The organism is Streptomyces sp. GbtcB6 (genome assembly GCF_019091475.1).
In the GTDB taxonomy this organism is placed as follows: domain Bacteria; phylum Actinomycetota; class Actinomycetes; order Streptomycetales; family Streptomycetaceae; genus Streptomyces; species Streptomyces hyaluromycini.
The window spans coordinates 93844-109943 of the sequence record NZ_JAGXJL010000013.1 but is presented as its reverse complement, the minus strand read 5'-3'; the positions used below and the strand labels follow the sequence as shown (position 1 = coordinate 109943).

General features: G+C 71.3%; 14 protein-coding genes. 5 read left to right on the top strand and 9 right to left on the bottom strand.

Annotation, left to right across the window (positions count from 1 at the left end; genetic code table 11):
• Nucleotides 1–14: 14 nt before the first annotated feature.
• The 3 genes from KVT45_RS22965 to KVT45_RS22955 form a co-directional block, all read right to left on the bottom strand.
• Nucleotides 15–791 (bottom strand): ABC transporter permease, encoded by a 777-nt coding sequence (locus KVT45_RS22965; RefSeq protein ID WP_217550363.1) that lies wholly within the window; start codon nucleotides 789–791, stop codon nucleotides 15–17.
• Entirely contained in the window at nucleotides 788–1795 is a 1008-nt protein-coding gene (locus KVT45_RS22960) for an ATP-binding cassette domain-containing protein (protein ID WP_217550361.1), read from the bottom strand. The genes KVT45_RS22965 and KVT45_RS22960 overlap by 4 nt, the downstream gene beginning before the upstream one ends.
• Nucleotides 1796–1992: 197 nt before the next feature.
• Nucleotides 1993–2628 (bottom strand): PadR family transcriptional regulator, encoded by a 636-nt coding sequence (locus tag KVT45_RS22955; protein ID WP_217550359.1) that lies wholly within the window; start codon nucleotides 2626–2628, stop codon nucleotides 1993–1995.
• Nucleotides 2629–2865: 237 nt separating this feature from the next.
• On the opposite strand from KVT45_RS22955, the gene KVT45_RS22950 reads away from it, so the two are divergent.
• A complete protein-coding gene (locus KVT45_RS22950) occupies nucleotides 2866–4371 on the top strand; it encodes an amino acid permease (protein ID WP_217550357.1) in 1506 nt (501 codons plus the stop codon).
• A gap of 84 nt (nucleotides 4372–4455) precedes the next feature.
• Nucleotides 4456–5412, top strand: coding sequence for an RluA family pseudouridine synthase (locus tag KVT45_RS22945; protein WP_217550355.1), 957 nt, complete (start codon nucleotides 4456–4458; stop codon nucleotides 5410–5412).
• Here KVT45_RS22945 and KVT45_RS22940 read toward each other — a convergent pair.
• The 6 genes from KVT45_RS22940 to KVT45_RS22915 form a co-directional block, all read right to left on the bottom strand.
• Nucleotides 5409–6881 carry a cytochrome P450 gene (locus KVT45_RS22940; RefSeq protein ID WP_217550353.1) on the bottom strand — a complete coding sequence of 491 codons (1473 nt, stop codon included), beginning with the start codon at nucleotides 6879–6881 and terminating at the stop codon, nucleotides 5409–5411. The genes KVT45_RS22945 and KVT45_RS22940 overlap by 4 nt on opposite strands.
• 54 nt (nucleotides 6882–6935) lie before the next feature.
• The gene (locus KVT45_RS22935) at nucleotides 6936–7556 is read right to left on the bottom strand and encodes an ATP/GTP-binding protein (RefSeq protein WP_217550351.1); all 621 of its coding nucleotides are present in this window, start codon (nucleotides 7554–7556) and stop codon (nucleotides 6936–6938) included.
• Nucleotides 7537–7965, bottom strand: a complete 429-nt coding sequence (locus KVT45_RS22930; protein WP_217550349.1) for a DUF742 domain-containing protein — start codon at nucleotides 7963–7965, stop codon at nucleotides 7537–7539. The genes KVT45_RS22935 and KVT45_RS22930 overlap by 20 nt, the downstream gene beginning before the upstream one ends.
• The gene (locus KVT45_RS22925) at nucleotides 7962–8369 is read right to left on the bottom strand and encodes a roadblock/LC7 domain-containing protein (RefSeq protein ID WP_089103096.1); all 408 of its coding nucleotides are present in this window, start codon (nucleotides 8367–8369) and stop codon (nucleotides 7962–7964) included. The genes KVT45_RS22930 and KVT45_RS22925 overlap by 4 nt, the downstream gene beginning before the upstream one ends.
• The gene (locus tag KVT45_RS22920; protein WP_217550347.1) at nucleotides 8366–9988 is read right to left on the bottom strand and encodes an ATP-binding protein; all 1623 of its coding nucleotides are present in this window, start codon (nucleotides 9986–9988) and stop codon (nucleotides 8366–8368) included. Before KVT45_RS22920 ends, KVT45_RS22925 begins: the two co-directional genes overlap by 4 nt.
• A gap of 333 nt (nucleotides 9989–10321) precedes the next feature.
• A complete protein-coding gene (locus KVT45_RS22915; protein WP_217550345.1) occupies nucleotides 10322–10948 on the bottom strand; it encodes a TetR/AcrR family transcriptional regulator in 627 nt (208 codons plus the stop codon).
• Between the two features lie 208 nt (nucleotides 10949–11156).
• Here KVT45_RS22915 and KVT45_RS22910 point away from each other — a divergent pair, with 208 nt between their 5' ends.
• Genes KVT45_RS22910 through KVT45_RS22900 form a run of 3 tightly spaced genes read left to right on the top strand, consistent with a single transcriptional unit; the run spans nucleotide 11157 to nucleotide 16089 of the window.
• Nucleotides 11157–11981: an urea amidolyase associated protein UAAP1 gene (locus KVT45_RS22910; protein WP_217550343.1), complete on the top strand. Its 825-nt coding sequence runs from the start codon at nucleotides 11157–11159 to the stop codon at nucleotides 11979–11981.
• Nucleotides 11978–12583 (top strand): urea amidolyase associated protein UAAP2, encoded by a 606-nt coding sequence (locus tag KVT45_RS22905; protein ID WP_217550341.1) that lies wholly within the window; start codon nucleotides 11978–11980, stop codon nucleotides 12581–12583. Before KVT45_RS22910 ends, KVT45_RS22905 begins: the two co-directional genes overlap by 4 nt.
• A complete protein-coding gene (locus KVT45_RS22900; RefSeq protein WP_217550339.1) occupies nucleotides 12580–16089 on the top strand; it encodes a 5-oxoprolinase/urea amidolyase family protein in 3510 nt (1169 codons plus the stop codon). The genes KVT45_RS22905 and KVT45_RS22900 overlap by 4 nt, the downstream gene beginning before the upstream one ends.
• Nucleotides 16090–16100 lie beyond the last annotated feature (11 nt).

Sequence of the window (16100 nt, the reverse complement as noted above, 5' to 3'; positions counted from 1 at the left end):
CCGCCCCGCGTCGGTCACACCGACCGCTGATACGACCTGAAGGTCCTGATCGAGAGCCACACGGCCGCGACCGCCAGCGCGAGCAGCGCCCCGCCGCGGCCGAGCACCGCACCCCAGTCGGGGTCCGCCGACATCGCCGAACGGCCCGCCACCATCGCCCAGTCGAGCGGGTTGAAGTCGGCGATGTGCCGCATCCAGCCGGGCATCTGGGACGGTGCCATGAAGGCGCTGGACAGGAACGTGAGCGGCAGCAGCAGGAAGGTGTTGATCCCGATGATCGACTCCCGCTCCCGCACCAGCATGCCGAGCGCGTTGGACAGCGCGCCGAAGATCGTGCCGAGCAGTACGGCGGCCACCACCAGGATCGCTGTGCCCCCGATCCCGCCCGGGTAGTCGGCGCCGCCCAGCAGGCCGAGCAGCACGATGATCAGTGACTGGCCGGCGGTGACCAGACCGTTGTTCACCACGTTGCCGTTCATCAGCGCGGCCCGGCTGACCGGTGTGGTCAGGAAGCGGTTGAGGGTGCCGCGCTGGATCTCCTCCAACGTGCCCATGCCCGCCCACATGTTGGAGCTGAGGGCGCTCATCACCACCACGCCCGGCACCAGGTAGTCGAGGTAGGAGGTGGTGCCGAAGCCGCCCAGCTCGACGACCTTCTTGAAGAGGTTGCCGAACAGGAACAGCCAGATCACCGGCTGGATCAGAGTGATGACGGCGAAGGCGGGCTGCCGGGCGAACACCAGCAGCTGACGCTGGGTCATGTACCAGGTCTGGGACATCGCGTTGCTCATCGCGCACCTCCGGCCAGGGCGAGGGAGTCCGCGGTGTCGGCCTCCGCGTAACGGCGGCCCGCGTAGCGCAGATAGACGTCGTCGAGGGAGGGCCGGGCGACGGTCGCGGCCGTCACGGTCACCCCGGCCCGCTCCAGGGCAGCGAGCAGCGCCGGCATCGCGGCGGCCCCGTCGTCGGCGCGGGCGCTGATCCGGCGCCCGTCGAACAGCGCCTCGTGCACGCCCGGCAGCCCGGTCAGGGCGCCCGCGAGCAGGGTGCGGCCGGCTTCGCCGGGCGCCTCGCGCAGCTCCACGTGGACGGCGTCGCCGCGCAGTTCGCCCTTGAGGGAGTCGGGGGTGCCCTCGACCACGACCCGGCCGCGGTCGACGATCGCGATCCGCTCGGCGAGCCGGTCGGCCTCCTCCAGGTAGTGCGTGGTGAGCAGGATGGTCAGGCCCTCCTCGCCGGCCAGCCGGCCGATCTCGTCCCACATCGCGGTGCGGGCCTCGGGGTCGAGACCGGTGGTGGGCTCGTCGAGGAAGAGCACCTCGGGGCGGTGGACCAGGCCGAGCGCCACGTCGAGGCGGCGCCGCATACCGCCGGAGTACCCCTTGACCGGGCGGCCTGCGGCCTCGGTGAGGGTGAAGCGGTCCAGCAGCTCGTCGACCCGGCGGTTCAGCCCGGCCCCGCGCAAGCCGTAGAGCCTGCCCTGGAGTCGGAGGTTCTCCCGGCCGGTGGCGACCGGGTCGGCGCCGGAGTTCTGGGCGACCACGCCGATCGCGCGGCGTACCTGGTCGGGGTGGCGCAGCACGTCGTGGCCGGCCACGGTGGCGGTGCCCGAGTCGGGGCGGGCCAGGGTGGTGAGGATCTTGACGGTGGTGGACTTGCCGGCGCCGTTGGGCCCGAGGAGCCCGAAGACGGTGCCGGGTTCGACGGTGACGTCCATGCCGTTCAGCGCGGTGACGTCACCGGGGTAGGTCTTGATCAGCTGGCGCGCCTGCACTGCGGGCGCACGGGTGTTCATGACAGGGCTCTCCTGAATGAGCGGATGACAGTTGACAGGGGATGACAGCTGATCCGCCTGAGGAGCGCCGGGCTATCCTGGGTGTGCCGCACCTCGATCGCCCGGATCTGCCTCACGGCGGATTCAGCTCGGGGTTCGAGACCCCGGCGGAACTGCTGCAACAGCTCTGCCGGGGTCTGCTTCTCTCGCAGCTCTCGCTACTGCTGCTCCACCTCCGTGAACTCCGGCGGCAGTTCGCCGGTCTCGTGGAACTGGCGCCAGCCCTCGACGCCCGGCAGCGAACCGTCCTGCAGCTCCCGCACGAAGCCGCGGACCCATTCGGTCTGCGCCTCCAGCATGTGCAGGTGGTACTCGACCTCGACGACGAACAGCCGGGGCAGCGTCTCGTGCAGTTTCTCCAGCACGGCCCTGCCGCCGGCGACCTCCACCTCCAGGGAGCTCAGCCGCTCCTCCAGCAGGCGCTCGACCTCGTCCGGCGGCAGGGCGCCCATCAGCGAGAGCGCCGTCTCGAAGATCGGGTACTCCTTCGCCGGGACGGCCATCAGGTCGGACAGCCAGTGGATCATCTCCTCGCGGCCGGCGTCGGTGATGCCGTAGACCGTGCGCTCCGGGCGGTTGCCCTGCCGCTCCACGTCGGCCACCTCGACGAAGCCGTGCTTCTCCAGGTTCTGCATGACCGTGTAGAGCGAGCCGTAGTTGATCCGGGTGCTGGTGTCCTTGCCCTGACGGCGCATGGTCTGGGCGATCTCGTACGGATGCATCGGCTTCTGCCAGAGGGTCGTCAGCACGACGAGCGCCAGAGGATTGCTGAGCTTGCGCCGCTTCACCGCCACACCGACCACCTCGCTTCCGAATATCCGTGGCCGAACATATCGTGACTCGACTCCGACGGTCAATACACACGATGTATCGCGTCTGAGGGGACTCCGCAAGAGCGTGAGGACTTGGGCCCGCCCCGGACACGCCCGCGTGACGCTTCCGAAACAGCGCGTCCCTAATTTCTGTCGCCCGACAGGAAATCCGCGATTTCCGTCCTCGACAGGAAGTCCGCCTGACAGGCAGGTACCGCCGTGACGACACTCGACGACCACTCCCTGGAGGAGTTCGGCTACCGCCAGGAGCTGCACCGCAGCCTCGGCCGGTACGCCTCGTTCGCCGCCGGGTTCTCCTTCATCTCCGTACTGACGACCGTCTTCCAGTTCTTCGCCTTCGGGTACGCGTTCGGCGGCCCGGTCTTCTTCTGGGCCTGGCCGGCCGTGATGGTCGGCCAGCTGCTGGTGGCCGCGTGCTTCGCCGAGCTGGCCGGGCGCTACCCGATCTCCGGCGCCATCTACCAGTGGTCCTCACGCCTGTCGAACCCGACCTTCGGCTGGTTCGCCGGCTGGATCATGGTGATCGGGCAGATCGTGGTGGTCGCGGCGGCCGCGCTCGCGCTGCAGATGGTGCTGCCCGCGCTGTGGTCCGGCTTCCAGCTGATCGGCACGGATGCTTCGCCGACCTCGGCCGACGGGGCCGCCAACGCCGCTGTGCTGGGCGTCGTACTGCTGGTGCTGACCACCCTCGTGAACGTCCTGGACAACCGGGTGATGTCCGTGATCAACCGGGTCGGGGTGACCGCCGAGATCATCGGTGCCGTACTGATCATCGTGCTGCTGCTCACCCACTCCAAGCGCTCCCCGGGCATCACGTTCCACACCGGTACGGCCGCCGAGGGCGGTCTGCTGGGCGCCCTGCTGGTCGGTTCGTTCACGGCCGCGTACGTGATGATCGGCTTCGACAGCGCGGGCGAGATGAGCGAGGAGACGCACCAGCCGCGGCGGACGGCCCCTCGCACGATCCTCACGGCGCTGACCGCCGCGGGCCTGCTCGGCGGCCTGGTCATCCTGGGCGGCCTGCTGGCCGCGCCCAGCCTGACCGACGGGCACCTGGGGGTCGACGGGCTGAGCTACGTCCTGACCAGCAGCCTCGGGGACGGGGTGGGCCGGGTGCTGCTGGCCGACGTGGTGGTGGCGATCGCGGTGGCGACGCTCGCGATCCAGACCGCGGCCTCCCGGATGCTGTTCTCCATGGCGCGGGACGGGCAGCTGCCGTTCGCCGAGCGGCTGGCGCGGGTGAATCCGCGTACCGGGATGCCGGGTGCGCCGGCCGTGGTGGTGGGGGTGCTGGCCGGTGTGCTGCTGCTGCTCAACTTCGCCTCGCCGGACGCGTTCCTGGCGATCGGGACCACATGCATCGTGATGCTGTACCTCGCCTACGCGATGGTGACCGGGCCGCTGCTGGTGCGGCGGCTGCGGGGCGGGTTCCGGGTCGAGGGGACGGACGAGACCGGGGCACCGCTGTTCTCACTGGGGCGGTGGGGGGTGCCGGTGAACGCGGTCGCGCTGCTGTACGGGCTGGTGATGACCGTGAATCTGGCGTGGCCTCGGGGGGCGGTGTACGACCCGGCGGGGGGTCACTGGTACTTCAGGTGGTTCACCGTGTTGTTCCTGGTCGGGACTGTTGTGGTGGGCGGGGTTTGGCGGCTTGCGCGGGCGGAGTCCAGGAGCGCGGTCGCTTTGCCGGAACCTGTGGCGTAGTCGGTCGGGTGCGGGTGCGTGGGGGCTGGTCGCGCAGTTCCCCGCGCCCCTAAAGAAGGGGCGTCGCACTTACCCTTGGCTGCAATGAGACGTAAGACCTCTGTACCGCCCTCCCCCCTCCCCCAGCGGCAAGGGGTGGATCCCGTTCGGGTGCGGTTGCCCTTCTCCGGGGAGTGGGAGACCGTCGGTGAATACCTCGTGGCGCGGCTCTCCGGAGCCGCGCCCGGCGTCGTCGTCGAGATGCTGGACTCAGGGTCGGTGGTGGACGTCGACGGACACCCCGTCGCCGCCCACACGCCCTACACCCCCGGCCGCTACCTCTTCTTCCACCGCGACCTGCCCCCCGAGGTCCCCGTCCCCTTCCCCCTTGAAGTCGTCCACCGCGACGACCACCTCGTCGTCGCCGACAAGCCGCACTTCCTCGCCACCACCCCACGCGGCAGTCACGTCACCGAGACCGTCCTCGCCCGGCTGCGGCGGGAGCTGGGGATCCCCGCGCTCGGGGCCGCGCACCGGCTGGACCGGCTCACGGCCGGGCTCGTGCTGTTCACCGTGCGGCCCACGGAGCGGGGCGCGTACCAGAGGCTGTTCAGCGAGCGGCGGGTACGCAAGGAGTACGAGGCGATCGCGCCGTACGACCCGTCGCTGGCCGTTTCCCGGACCGTACGCAGCCGGATCCTCAAGGAGCGCGGGGTACTGGCGGCTCGGGAGATCGAAGGGGAGCCCAACGCGGAGACCCTCGTCGAACTGGTCGAACGCAGAGGAGACCTGGGCCGGTACCGGCTCACCCCGCGCACCGGGCAGACCCACCAACTGCGCGTCCACATGAACGCGTTGGGCGTGCCGATCCTCGGGGATCCCCTGTATCCCGAGGTGGCCGGCCCCGTGCCGGACGGTGACTTCCGGCGTCCGCTGCAACTGCTGGCGCGGCGGCTGGAGTTCACCGATCCGGTCACGGGGGTGGCGCACCGGCTGTGCAGCGGGCGAACGCTGCAGGCCTGGGAGTCGTACGAGGCGTGGGCCGGTCACCAGGTCCTTTAACGGCCCAGCCACCAGCGGCGCAGCCTGGGCCAGATGCCGCGCGGCCTGGCCGGTTCGGGGGCGGACACGGCCACGGGCGCGGCCGGCTGGGGCTCGGCGGCCGGTGCGGGCGCTGCCGGGCGGCCCGTGCCGACCTGCCAGTCGGTGCGCTGCGGGGGGACGAGGGCCGGGCTCGGCATGAGGGTGACGTCCTGCTTCGGCTTGGGGTCGAAGCGCACCGGGAGATCCACCAGGTGCCGGGAGGCGATCGAGGCGCGCCAGCGCAGCTCCTCCTCGTCGCAGTCGAGCTGGATGTCGGAGAGGCGGGTCAGCAGCTGGTCGACGCCGACGTCCGCGATGGCACGGCCGATGTCCTGGCCGGGGCACTCGTGCGGGCCGCCGCCGAAGGCGAGGTGGGAGCGGTTGCCCTGCATGTTGGCGTTGAGGTCGGGGCGGACGCGCGGGTCGACGTTGCCCGGCGCGGGCGCGTACAGCAGTCCGTCGCCCTTGCGGATGCGCTGGCCGCCGAGTTCCGTGTCCTGCTTGGCGAAGTAGGCGAAGACGGTGCTGAACGGCGGCTCGTCCCACAGGGACTGCTCGATCGCCTCGGGCACGGTCATCTGGCCGCCGTTGAGCTGGGCGCGGAAGCCGGGCTCGGTGAGAACCATGCGCAGCGCGTTGGCGAGCAGGTTGGCGGTGGTCTCGTAGGCGGCGTAGAGAACGACCCGCAGGTGCTGGGCGACCTCGTCGTCGTTGAGCCCGGCCGGGTGGTTGACGAGGTGGCTGGTGAAGTCGTCCTCGGAGCGGGCCCGGCGCCGGGCGGTGAGCCGCGTCAGGCAGCCCATGACGTACTCGTTGCTGGCGATCGCGGTCTCGGTGCCCTTGAGCGCGTCCCGGGTGGCCTCCACGATCCGGTCGTTGTACTCCTCGGGCATGCCGAGGAGTTCGCACATGACCGCCATCGGCAGGTGCTCGGAGTACTGGGAGACCAGTTCGGCGCGGCCCTTCTCGCAGAACTCGTTGACCAGCAGCTGGGTGTAGCGGCCGATCAGGCGGCGGATGCTGCGGTGGTCGATGGTGGTCATGGCGCCCTGGACCGCCGCGCGCAGCCGCAGGTGCTCGTCGCCCTCGGCGTGGGAGCAGATGGGCTGCCAGGCGATGTGCGGCATGAGGGGGTGGTCGGGCTTGACCATGCCCTCGCGCAGTGGGGTCCAGATGCGGCTGTCCCGGGTGAAGACGGCGGGGGTGCGGACCATCTGGAGGTTCTCGGTGAGCCCGAGGACCACCCAGATCGGTACGTCGTCGTGGAGCAGGACGGGCGCCACGGAGCCGTGTTCCTCGCGCAGCTTCTCGTACAGCTCGCCCAGGTGGTCCGCGTCGGCGCCGTAGAGCCGCTGGAGTCCGCCGGGGCCGCGGTCGTGCGCCGGACAGCCGGGCGGTGGAACGGGGTCCGTGCCGGCGCCGGCCGGGAAGGGGGATTCAGGCGTCACAGTGATCGCTCCGAAAAGATCTGAAAGAGTCCGAAAAAGAGTCTGAAAGAGGTGTCAGGTGAGCGCGCCGGACATGGCGAGCGAGTGCAGGAAGCGCATCAGGGTCATCAGGACGTCACGGCTGGAGGCCCGGCGGCGGGCGTCGCACTCGATGATGGGGATCTCGGGCGACAGGTCCAGCGCGGTGCGCAGTTCCTCGATGGGGTAACGGGGCGCGTCCGGGAAGGAGTTGACGGCGACGACGAACGGCACCCCGCGCTCCTCCAGCCGTCCCATGACGTCGAAGCTGACCTCCAGGCGCCGGGTGTCGATGAGGACGACCGCACCGAGGGCGCCTTCGAACAGGCCGTTCCACAGGAACCAGAAGCGTTCCTGGCCGGGGGTGCCGAAGAGGTAGAGGACCAGTTGGTCGGTGATGCTGATGCGGCCGAAGTCCATGGCCACGGTGGTGGCGGTCTTCGATTCGGAGCCGTAGTTGTCGTCGACCCCGATACCGGCCTGGGTCATGGTCTCCTCGGTGGTCAGCGGTCTGATCTCGCTGACGGAACCGACCATGGTGGTCTTGCCGACCCCGAAACCGCCCACGATCACGATCTTCACCGCGGCCTGGGCGGTGTGCGGCAGATGGTCCTCGGTGCGGGGGCCGGGGATCGTGTCAGAGCTTTTGAAGTCCATGCATCACCGCTTCGAGAAGTGACCGGTCGGGGAGCGCCTGGCGGACGATCGGAGCGCGCGCCTGCACCAGTTCGGCCGTGATCAGCTCGGTGATCAGCGCCGTCATCGCGCTGAACGGCAGGTTGAGGTAGGCCGAGAGCTCGGCCACGGACAGGGGGGCGAGACAGAGCCGGAGCAGCGCCGCCTGCTCCGGGGTGACGGAGGGCGGTGGGGCGGCGCGCGCCACGATTAAGGTGACCAGGTCGAGTTCGGCCCGGGCGCCGTCGGCACCGCTGATGACGTAGAGCCGTTCGGGGTTCTTGTTGTCGCCGTCCTCGCCGCCGCTCTCGGGGGTCGGCGGCGCGGACGGGACGGTGGGCGTGACGAGCTCCGGCCTGGGCTGGCGCCGTTTGCGTTGCGGAGGAGTCATACGGTCTGCCCGTTCCGCCGGGGCGGACTGGTGAGGTGGGCACCGATGCGGACGACGAGGTCGCGCATCATCTCGCTCATCCGGCCCGGCTCACACGTCACGTCGGCGAGCACCGCGAGGTAGGCGTTGGCGCCGGCGGACATGAGGTAGAAGTAGCCTCTGTCGATCTCGATCAGGACGAGGTTCATGTCGCCGTTGCTGATGGGGAGTTCCTGGGCGACGGCGCTGGCCAGGCTCTGCACGCCCGCGCAGGCCGCGGCGAGCCGGTCGGCGGCGTCGGGGTCGCCGCCGTGCCGGGCGATGCGCAGTCCGTCGGCGGAGAGCACGACGATCATCTCGACGCCCGGTACCCCGTCGGCGAGTTGCTTGAGCATCCAGTCGAAGTTGCCTCGCTGCTGGATCACTTGAGGTCCCCCTCGTCATCGGCCTCGGTGCCGGCCGGATCGTTGATCAGATGCAGGTACTTGGTGGGGTTCCGGGTGAAGTCGGTGGGGTGGACACCCGGGTTGTTCTTCTTGAGCCCCTCCCAGAACGCCTCGACCCAGAGGCCGGGCTCGCGGCGCTCCGGCTCCGGCTGCTCGGGCTCTGGTTCCTGGTGCTGCGACCAGATGGTCGGGGTGCCCTCGCGTTCGGCGCGCTCGATGGCCGCCTGCTCGGCGAGCCGCTGGCTGAGCGGCGTCTTCATCCGGCTGCGCCGCTGTGGCAGCCCGCCGGCCGTCCATTCGGTGACCTCGGGGACGTCGTCCTCCATGGAGATCCCGGCGGGGATGCGGGGGCTGGTGGGCCGGCGCTTCTTGGGCGGGCGCTTGGGGCCTTCGAGGGCGCCGAGTTCGGGCTTCGGGATGCCGGTGGCGCCGATGCCGTGGGCGATGCCGGGGGCGGGGTCGGTGGTCATCATGTCGCTGGGCACGATGAGCACGGCCCGGACGCCGCCGTACGCGGAGGCGCGCAGCGAGACGTCCATGTTGTACGTCTTGCACAGGCGGCCCACGACCGAGAGGCCGAGGCGCGGGTTCTCGCCGAGGACCTGGATGTCCTTGCCCTGCTTGGCCTTCTCCAGCAGGCCCTCCAGGCGGCCGCGGGCCTCCTCGTTGAGGATGACGCCGGCGTCCTCGATCTCGATGCACACGCCGGACTGCACCTCGACGGCGGTGACGTGCACCTTCGTGGAGGGCGGCGAGTAGCGGGTGGCGTTGTCGAGGAGTTCGGCGGCCGCGTGGATGACCGGCTCGACGGAGGTGCCCTTGATGTTGACCTGGCAGATGGAGTGCAGCTCGATGCGCCGGTACTCCAGGATCCGGGACATGGCGCCGCGCAGCACGCTGTAGAGGGCGACGGGGTTGGGCCACTGGCGGCCCGGGCGGCCGCCGCCGAGCACGGAGACCGAGTCGGCGAGGCGTCCGATCAGCGCGGTGCCGTGGTCGATGCGCAGCAGGTCGTCGAAGACCTCGGGGTTGCGGCCGTGGTCCTCCTCCATCTCCCGCAGTTCGTGGGCCTGCTGGTGGACGATGGCCTGGACCCGGCGGGCGACGCTGACGAATGAGCGCTCCAGGGAGTCGCGCTGGAGGTCTTCCTCGTCGACGATGTCGAGCATGATGCGGATCAGCCGGCGCTGCGACTCGGGGGCGTGGCGCATCCGCGGGTCGACGTCGAAGACCTGGCGAACCACCTCTTTGGGTGACTCGCCGGCCTTCAGCCGGTAGAGCGCGGTCGGGAAGACCTCCCTGCCGAGGCGGTCGATCTCCTCGTCGCTCGTGGTGAGGCGCCGTTCCAGATACGCACTGTGACGGTCGTGCTCGGCCCGGGCGTCCCGGAGCCTACGGCCGCGGCGCACCGCTTCCGCCGCCGTCGCGAGCACCAGCAGCATGCCGACGGCCCCGCACACGCCGACGGCGATCCGGGCGGATCCCGCCACCAGGACGACGGCGGCGGCGGTCGCCGCGGCCATCAGTATGGCGGGCAGCAACAGCACGCGCGCCAGGGAAAGTTCACGGCCATCGGGAGGCGATTGCACACTCACCATGTATGCCTTCTGAGACGAATCGGCTGGGTGTCGGGGGAGCTCGTGGGGGGAAGGTTCATGGAGCAGTCTGGATCTTCCGTATGTTTGGGAACAGGCGCACGAATTCACCTCAACTCGGTGCGCCGCGGGCGAGCTTAGTCCGACCGGATCAACGCCGTGTCATATTCGGCAAGCACCTGAAAACGCCCGAAGGACTGGAGTACCCTCGGTCGTTTTGCACAGAGGGCATTCATTCGAACACAGCCCGTCACGGCGCACAGACGTACGGGGTCACTCACCGTGACGAGTGAAAGGAGCCTCCGGAGCGAAACCTCCGCCGCCCCGCGAGACCCCTCAGACTCCTACGATCCGCAGCGCGGCCTCGGCCGTGGCGCGGGCGAACTCGTGGGCGGGGCGCTCCGGTTCGGAGCGGTGGACGAGGATGACGCCCTCGATCAGCCCGAAGACGAGATCGGTCCGCAGCTCCAGCTCCCCCTTGGCCAGCGCCCCGCCGGCCGCCGTGGCGGCGATCAACTGCCGGTAGGCGTCCTTGAGTTCGGCCCGTACGGCATGGAAGCCGGCGAACCGCTCGGTGTGCACCTCGGGCAGCAGGTAGAGCGCGCCGAGATTGTGCGGCCCGGCGCACAGCAGCTCCACGTCGGCCCGGCACAGGACCCGCAGCCGCTCCTCGGCCGGGGTCACATCGTCGGCGAGCAGCTCCCGCGCACAGGCCAGGGACGGCGTGACGGTGGACTCCAGCAGTTCGGCGAGCAGCTCCTCCTTGCCGGAGACGTAGTGGTACATCGACGCCTGCCGCATGCCCGCGCGCTCGGCGACGGCCCGGGTGGTGGTGGCCGCGTAGCCATGGGTGGTGAACAACTCGGCGGCGGCCGCGAGCAGTTCGACCCGCGGCTCAAGGCCGCTGTCCGGTCGCTGCGCGGCCCGCGGCCGGCCGACCCGGCGGCCACTGCTCGTCCCCATGCGTTCGATCCTCGCACACCACGTCGTACGGCGATCACGCCGACGCCCCGCCCTCCGGGCCGCCGGCCCCCGGTGAGCCCTCGGTAACCGGGCCGGAACGCCACGGCAACGCCGCCGACCCGGCCCGCCCCTAATTTCTGTCGAGCGACAGAAACCTCCCCGAGTCCAACCCGAGTCCAACCCCAGTCCAAGGAGCCGGAGGTCAGCGATGGCGACAGCGACCACGTACGGAGCCCGGGCGCACGCCCGCGCACAGGAGGGCACCCGCGCCGAGGCCATGCCCGTGGTACCGGCGGCCGACTGGCCGGACCCGCCCTGCGAGGCGGGCCACCTGGTGTGGGCCGAGACGGTGGCGGGCGGCAACTACACGCACCGCGTCCTGGCCCGCGGCACCGAGCTGCGGCTGACCGACCCGGTCGGCGACGCCTGCGCCCACCTCCTGCTGTACGCCGACGGGCGCCCCTGGGAGCGGCTGAACGTCGCCGACACCGTCAAGGTCCAGTGGAACGCCTACCTCGGCGAGGGCGTGCTGCTCCTCTCCGACCAGGGCCGGGTCCTCGCCTCGGTGGTCGCCGACACCTCCGGCCGGCACGACGCCCTGTGCGGCACCTCCACCCTGGTCCGCAACACCGACCGCTACGGCGACGGCACCCCGCAGTCGCCGTCCCCCGCCGGCCGCGAGCTCTTCAAGCTGGCGGCGGCCAAGAACGGCCTGGAACCGCGCGACCTGCCGCCCTCCCTGTCGTTCTTCCAGGGCGTGGAGGTGCGCGACGACGGCACGCTGGACTTCACCGGCTCGGCCGGCCCCGGCGGCAGCGTCACGCTCCGCGCCGAGCAGGACCTGACCGTACTGATCGCCAACGTCCCGCACCCGGCCGACCCGCGCCCCGACTACGTCAGCACCCCCCTGGAGGTCCTGGCCTGGCGCGCCGCCCCCACCCCGCCCGGCGACCCCCTCTGGGACGCCACCCCCGAAGGCCGCCGCGCCTTCCTCAACACCCACGAATTCCTCGCCGCGAGGGGGCTCGCATGAGCACGCAGACCGTCGTCCCGGCCCGCGCCGCCTGGTCCGCCGTGATCCGCGAGGGCGACACCCTCACCATCACCGACCTGCACGGCAACCAGGCCGTCGACTTCCTCGTCTACGACGCCCACGACACCTCGGTCCGCTACAGCGCCCCCGACACCATCCACGCCCAGGGCTCCATCTTCCTCACCACCGGCAGCGTGCTGCTCTCCAACGAGCACACCCCGCTGATGACCGTGACCGAGGACGAGGTCGGCCGCCACGACACGGTCGGCGGCGCCTGCTCCAAGGAGTCCAACACCCTGCGCTACGGCCACCACACCTGGTCCCAGCACGCCTGCGTGGACAACTTCCTCGCGGAGGGCGCCAAACACGGCCTCGGCAAACGCGACCTCGTCTCCAACATCAACTGGTACATGAACGTGCCCGTCGAGAAGGACGGCACCCTCGGCATCGTCGACGGCCTCTCGGCCCCCGGCCGGAAGCTCGCCCTGCGCGCCGAACGCGATGTCCTCGTCCTGGTCTCCAACTGCCCCCAGATCAACAACCCCTGCAACGGCTTCGACCCGACGGCCGTACAGATGACGATCACCGGAGCCGCGGGATGACCTTCGACACCCTGCTGATCGCCAACCGCGGCGAAATAGCCGTCCGCATCATCCGCACCGCCCGCGAGCTTGGCCTGCGCACGGTCGCCGTCTACTCCGACCCCGACCGCTCGGCCCCGCACGTACGCCTGGCCGACGAGGCGGTCCGCCTCGGCCCGGCGCCCGCGAAGGAGTCGTACCTCGACGCCGACCTGGTCCTGAAGGCAGCCAAGGACACCGGCGCGGGCGCGATCCACCCCGGCTACGGCTTCCTGTCCGAGGACGCCGCCTTCGCCCGGCGCTGCGAGGAGGCCGGGATCGTCTTCGTCGGCCCGACCCCCGAGCACCTGGAACTGTTCGGCGCCAAGCACACCGCACGGGCGGCGGCCGAGGCGGCCGGCGTACCCCTGGCACCGGGCACCGGGCTGCTGGCCGACCTGGCCGAGGCCCTCCGCGAGGCGTCCGCCATCGGCTATCCCGTCATGCTCAAGGCCACCGGCGGTGGCGGCGGCATCGGCATGTCGGCATGTCGATCGGCCGATGAACTGACCGACGCCTGGGACCGCGTCCAGCGGGTCGCCGCCGCCTCCTTCTCCTCCGCCGGGGTCTTCCTGGAACGCCTGGTCGAGCACGCCCGCCATGTCGAGGTGCAGGTCTTCGGCGACGGCGCGGGCCGGGTCGTCACCTTCGGCGACCGGGACTGCTCCCTCCAGCGCCGCAACCAGAAGGTGGTCGAGGAGGCCCCGGCCCCCGGCCTGCCCCCGCACATCCGGGCCCAACTCGCCACCTCCGCCCGCGACCTGTGCGCCTCGGTCGGCTACCGCTCCGCGGGCACGGTCGAGTTCGTGTACGACGCCGCCCGCGAGGAGGCCTACTTCCTGGAGGTCAACACCCGCCTCCAGGTGGAACATCCGGTCACCGAGGAGATCTACGGCGTCGACCTGGTCGCCTGGATGCTGCGCCTCGCCCGGGGCGAGACCGACGTGGTCCGCGACCCGGGCACACCGCGCGGCCACGCCGTCGAGGCCCGCGTCTACGCCGAGGACCCGACCCGCGAACACCGGCCCAGCGCGGGCCTGCTGACCCGGGTCGAGTTCCCGGAGGGCGTACGCGTCGACGGCTGGGTGGAGACCGGCACCGAGGTGACGACGTCGTACGACCCGATGCTCGCCAAGGTCATCGCGTACGGCCCCGACCGCGCCCAGGCGCTGCGCCGACTGGGCGAGGCGCTGGCCGGCACCCGCGTCGACGGCATCGAGACCAACCTCGGCCTGGTGCGCGCGGCGCTCGCCGACCCCGCGTTCCGCGCCGCCGCCCACTCCACGGCGACCCTCGCCACGGTCAGCGATCCCACCCCCCGGATCGAGGTCGTCGCCGCCGGCACCCTCACCACGGTCCAGGACTGGCCGGGCCGCACCGGCTACTGGCAGGTCGGCGTCCCCCCGAGCGGCCCGATGGACGACCGCTCCTTCCTCCTCGGCAACCACGCCCTGGGCAACCCGGAGAGCGCGCCCGGCCTCGAATGCACCCTCCAGGGCCCGACCCTGCGCTTCACCCACCCCACCACCGTCTGCGTGACCGGCGCCCCGGCCCCGGTGACCGTCGACGGCACCCCGGCCGCCCAGTGGGAGCCGGTGACGGTCCCGGCCGGCGGCCTGCTGGAGATCGGCGCCCCGGCCGGGCACGGCCTGCGCACCTACGTCCTGTTCGCCGGCGGCGGCCTGGACGTCCCCGCCTTCCTCGGCAGCGCGAGCACCTTCACCCTGGGCCGGTTCGGCGGCCACGGCGGCCGGGCCCTGCGCACCGGCGACGTCCTGCACGGCGGGGCGGTGACGGACGGCGAGCCGGTCGCCGACCGCCCGCGCTTCACCGCCGTCTGGCACCTCGCGGCCGTCGAAGGCCCGCACGCCGCGCCGGAGTTCTTCACCGAGGACGACATCCGCGACTTCTACGCGGCCGAGTGGAAGGTGCACTTCAACTCGGCGCGCACCGGCGTCCGCCTGGTCGGCCCCAAGCCGCGCTGGGCGCGCACCGACGGCGGCGAGGCGGGCCTGCACCCGTCCAACATCCACGACACCCCGTACTCGGTCGGTGCCGTCGACTACACCGGCGACATGCCGGTCCTGCTCGGCCCCGACGGCCCCTCCCTGGGCGGCTTCGTGTGCCCGGCGACCGTGCTCAGCGGCGAACGCTGGAAACTCGGCCAGCTCCGGCCCGGCGACACGGTCCGCTTCACCCCGGTCGACGTGACGGGCGCGCCCCGCCCCGAGATCGTCGACGGCGGTGTCCTGGCCCGGGACGGTGACGTGACCTACCGGCGCAGCGGCGACGACAACCTGCTGGTCGAGTTCGGCCCCATGCAGCTGGACCTCGCCCTGCGGATGCGCGTCCACGCCCTGATGGAGGCGGTGACGGCGGCGGACCTGCCCGGGGTCACGGACCTGACTCCGGGGATCCGCTCGCTCCAGATCCAGACCGACCCGCGCCTCCTCGCCCAGGCCGAACTCCTGCCCACCGTACGGGAGATCGTCCTCAGTCTGCCGCCCACCGACGAACTGGTGGTCCCCTCCCGCACGGTCCACCTGCCCCTCTCCTGGGACGACCCGGCGACCCGCGAGGCGATCGCCCGCTACATGGCGGGCGTCCGCGACGACGCCCCCTGGTGCCCCTGGAACATCGAGTTCATCCGCCGGATCAACGGCCTGGACTCGGTCGACGACGTCTACCGCACCGTCTTCGACGCGGAGTACCTGGTCCTGGGCCTCGGCGACGTCTACCTGGGCGCCCCGGTCGCCACCCCCCTCGACCCGCGCCACCGCCTGGTCACCACGAAGTACAACCCGGCCCGCACCTGGACCGCCGAGAACTCCGTCGGCATCGGCGGCGCCTACCTGTGCATCTACGGCATGGAGGGCCCGGGCGGCTACCAGTTCGTGGGCCGTACGACCCAGGTGTGGTCGGGCTGGCAGCAGCGCGGCGCGTTCGAACCGGGCATGCCGTGGCTGCTGCGTTTCTTCGACCGGATCCGGTGGTACCCGGTGTCCGCGGACGAACTCCTCGACCTGCGCGCCGACATCACCTCCGGCCGGTTCGTGCCACGCATCGAGGAGGGAACCTTCTCCCTCGCGTCCTACCAGGAGTTCCTCGCCACGAACGCGGACCCGATCGCCGGGTTCAGGGCACGCCAGCAGCAGGCCTTCGCCGCGGAGCGGGACGCCTGGGAAGCGGCCGGCGAGTTCGCACGGGCAGAGGCGGTGACGGCACCCGCCGCCCAGCCCACCGAGGTGGCGGTGCCGCCGGGCGGCCGCCTGATAGAGGCCGAGTTCGCGGCCTCCGTCTGGCAGCTGAACGTGGCGCCCGGCGACGAGGTGACCGCCGGCCAGCCCCTGCTCGCGCTGGAGGCGATGAAGATGGAGTCCAGGGTGCACGCACCGATGACCGGTGTGGTCACGGAGATCCTGGCGCGGCCCGGCGACCAGGTGGAGGCCGGGACCGCCCTGCTCGTCCTGGCGCCGGCCCGGAACTGACCCCGAGGAGC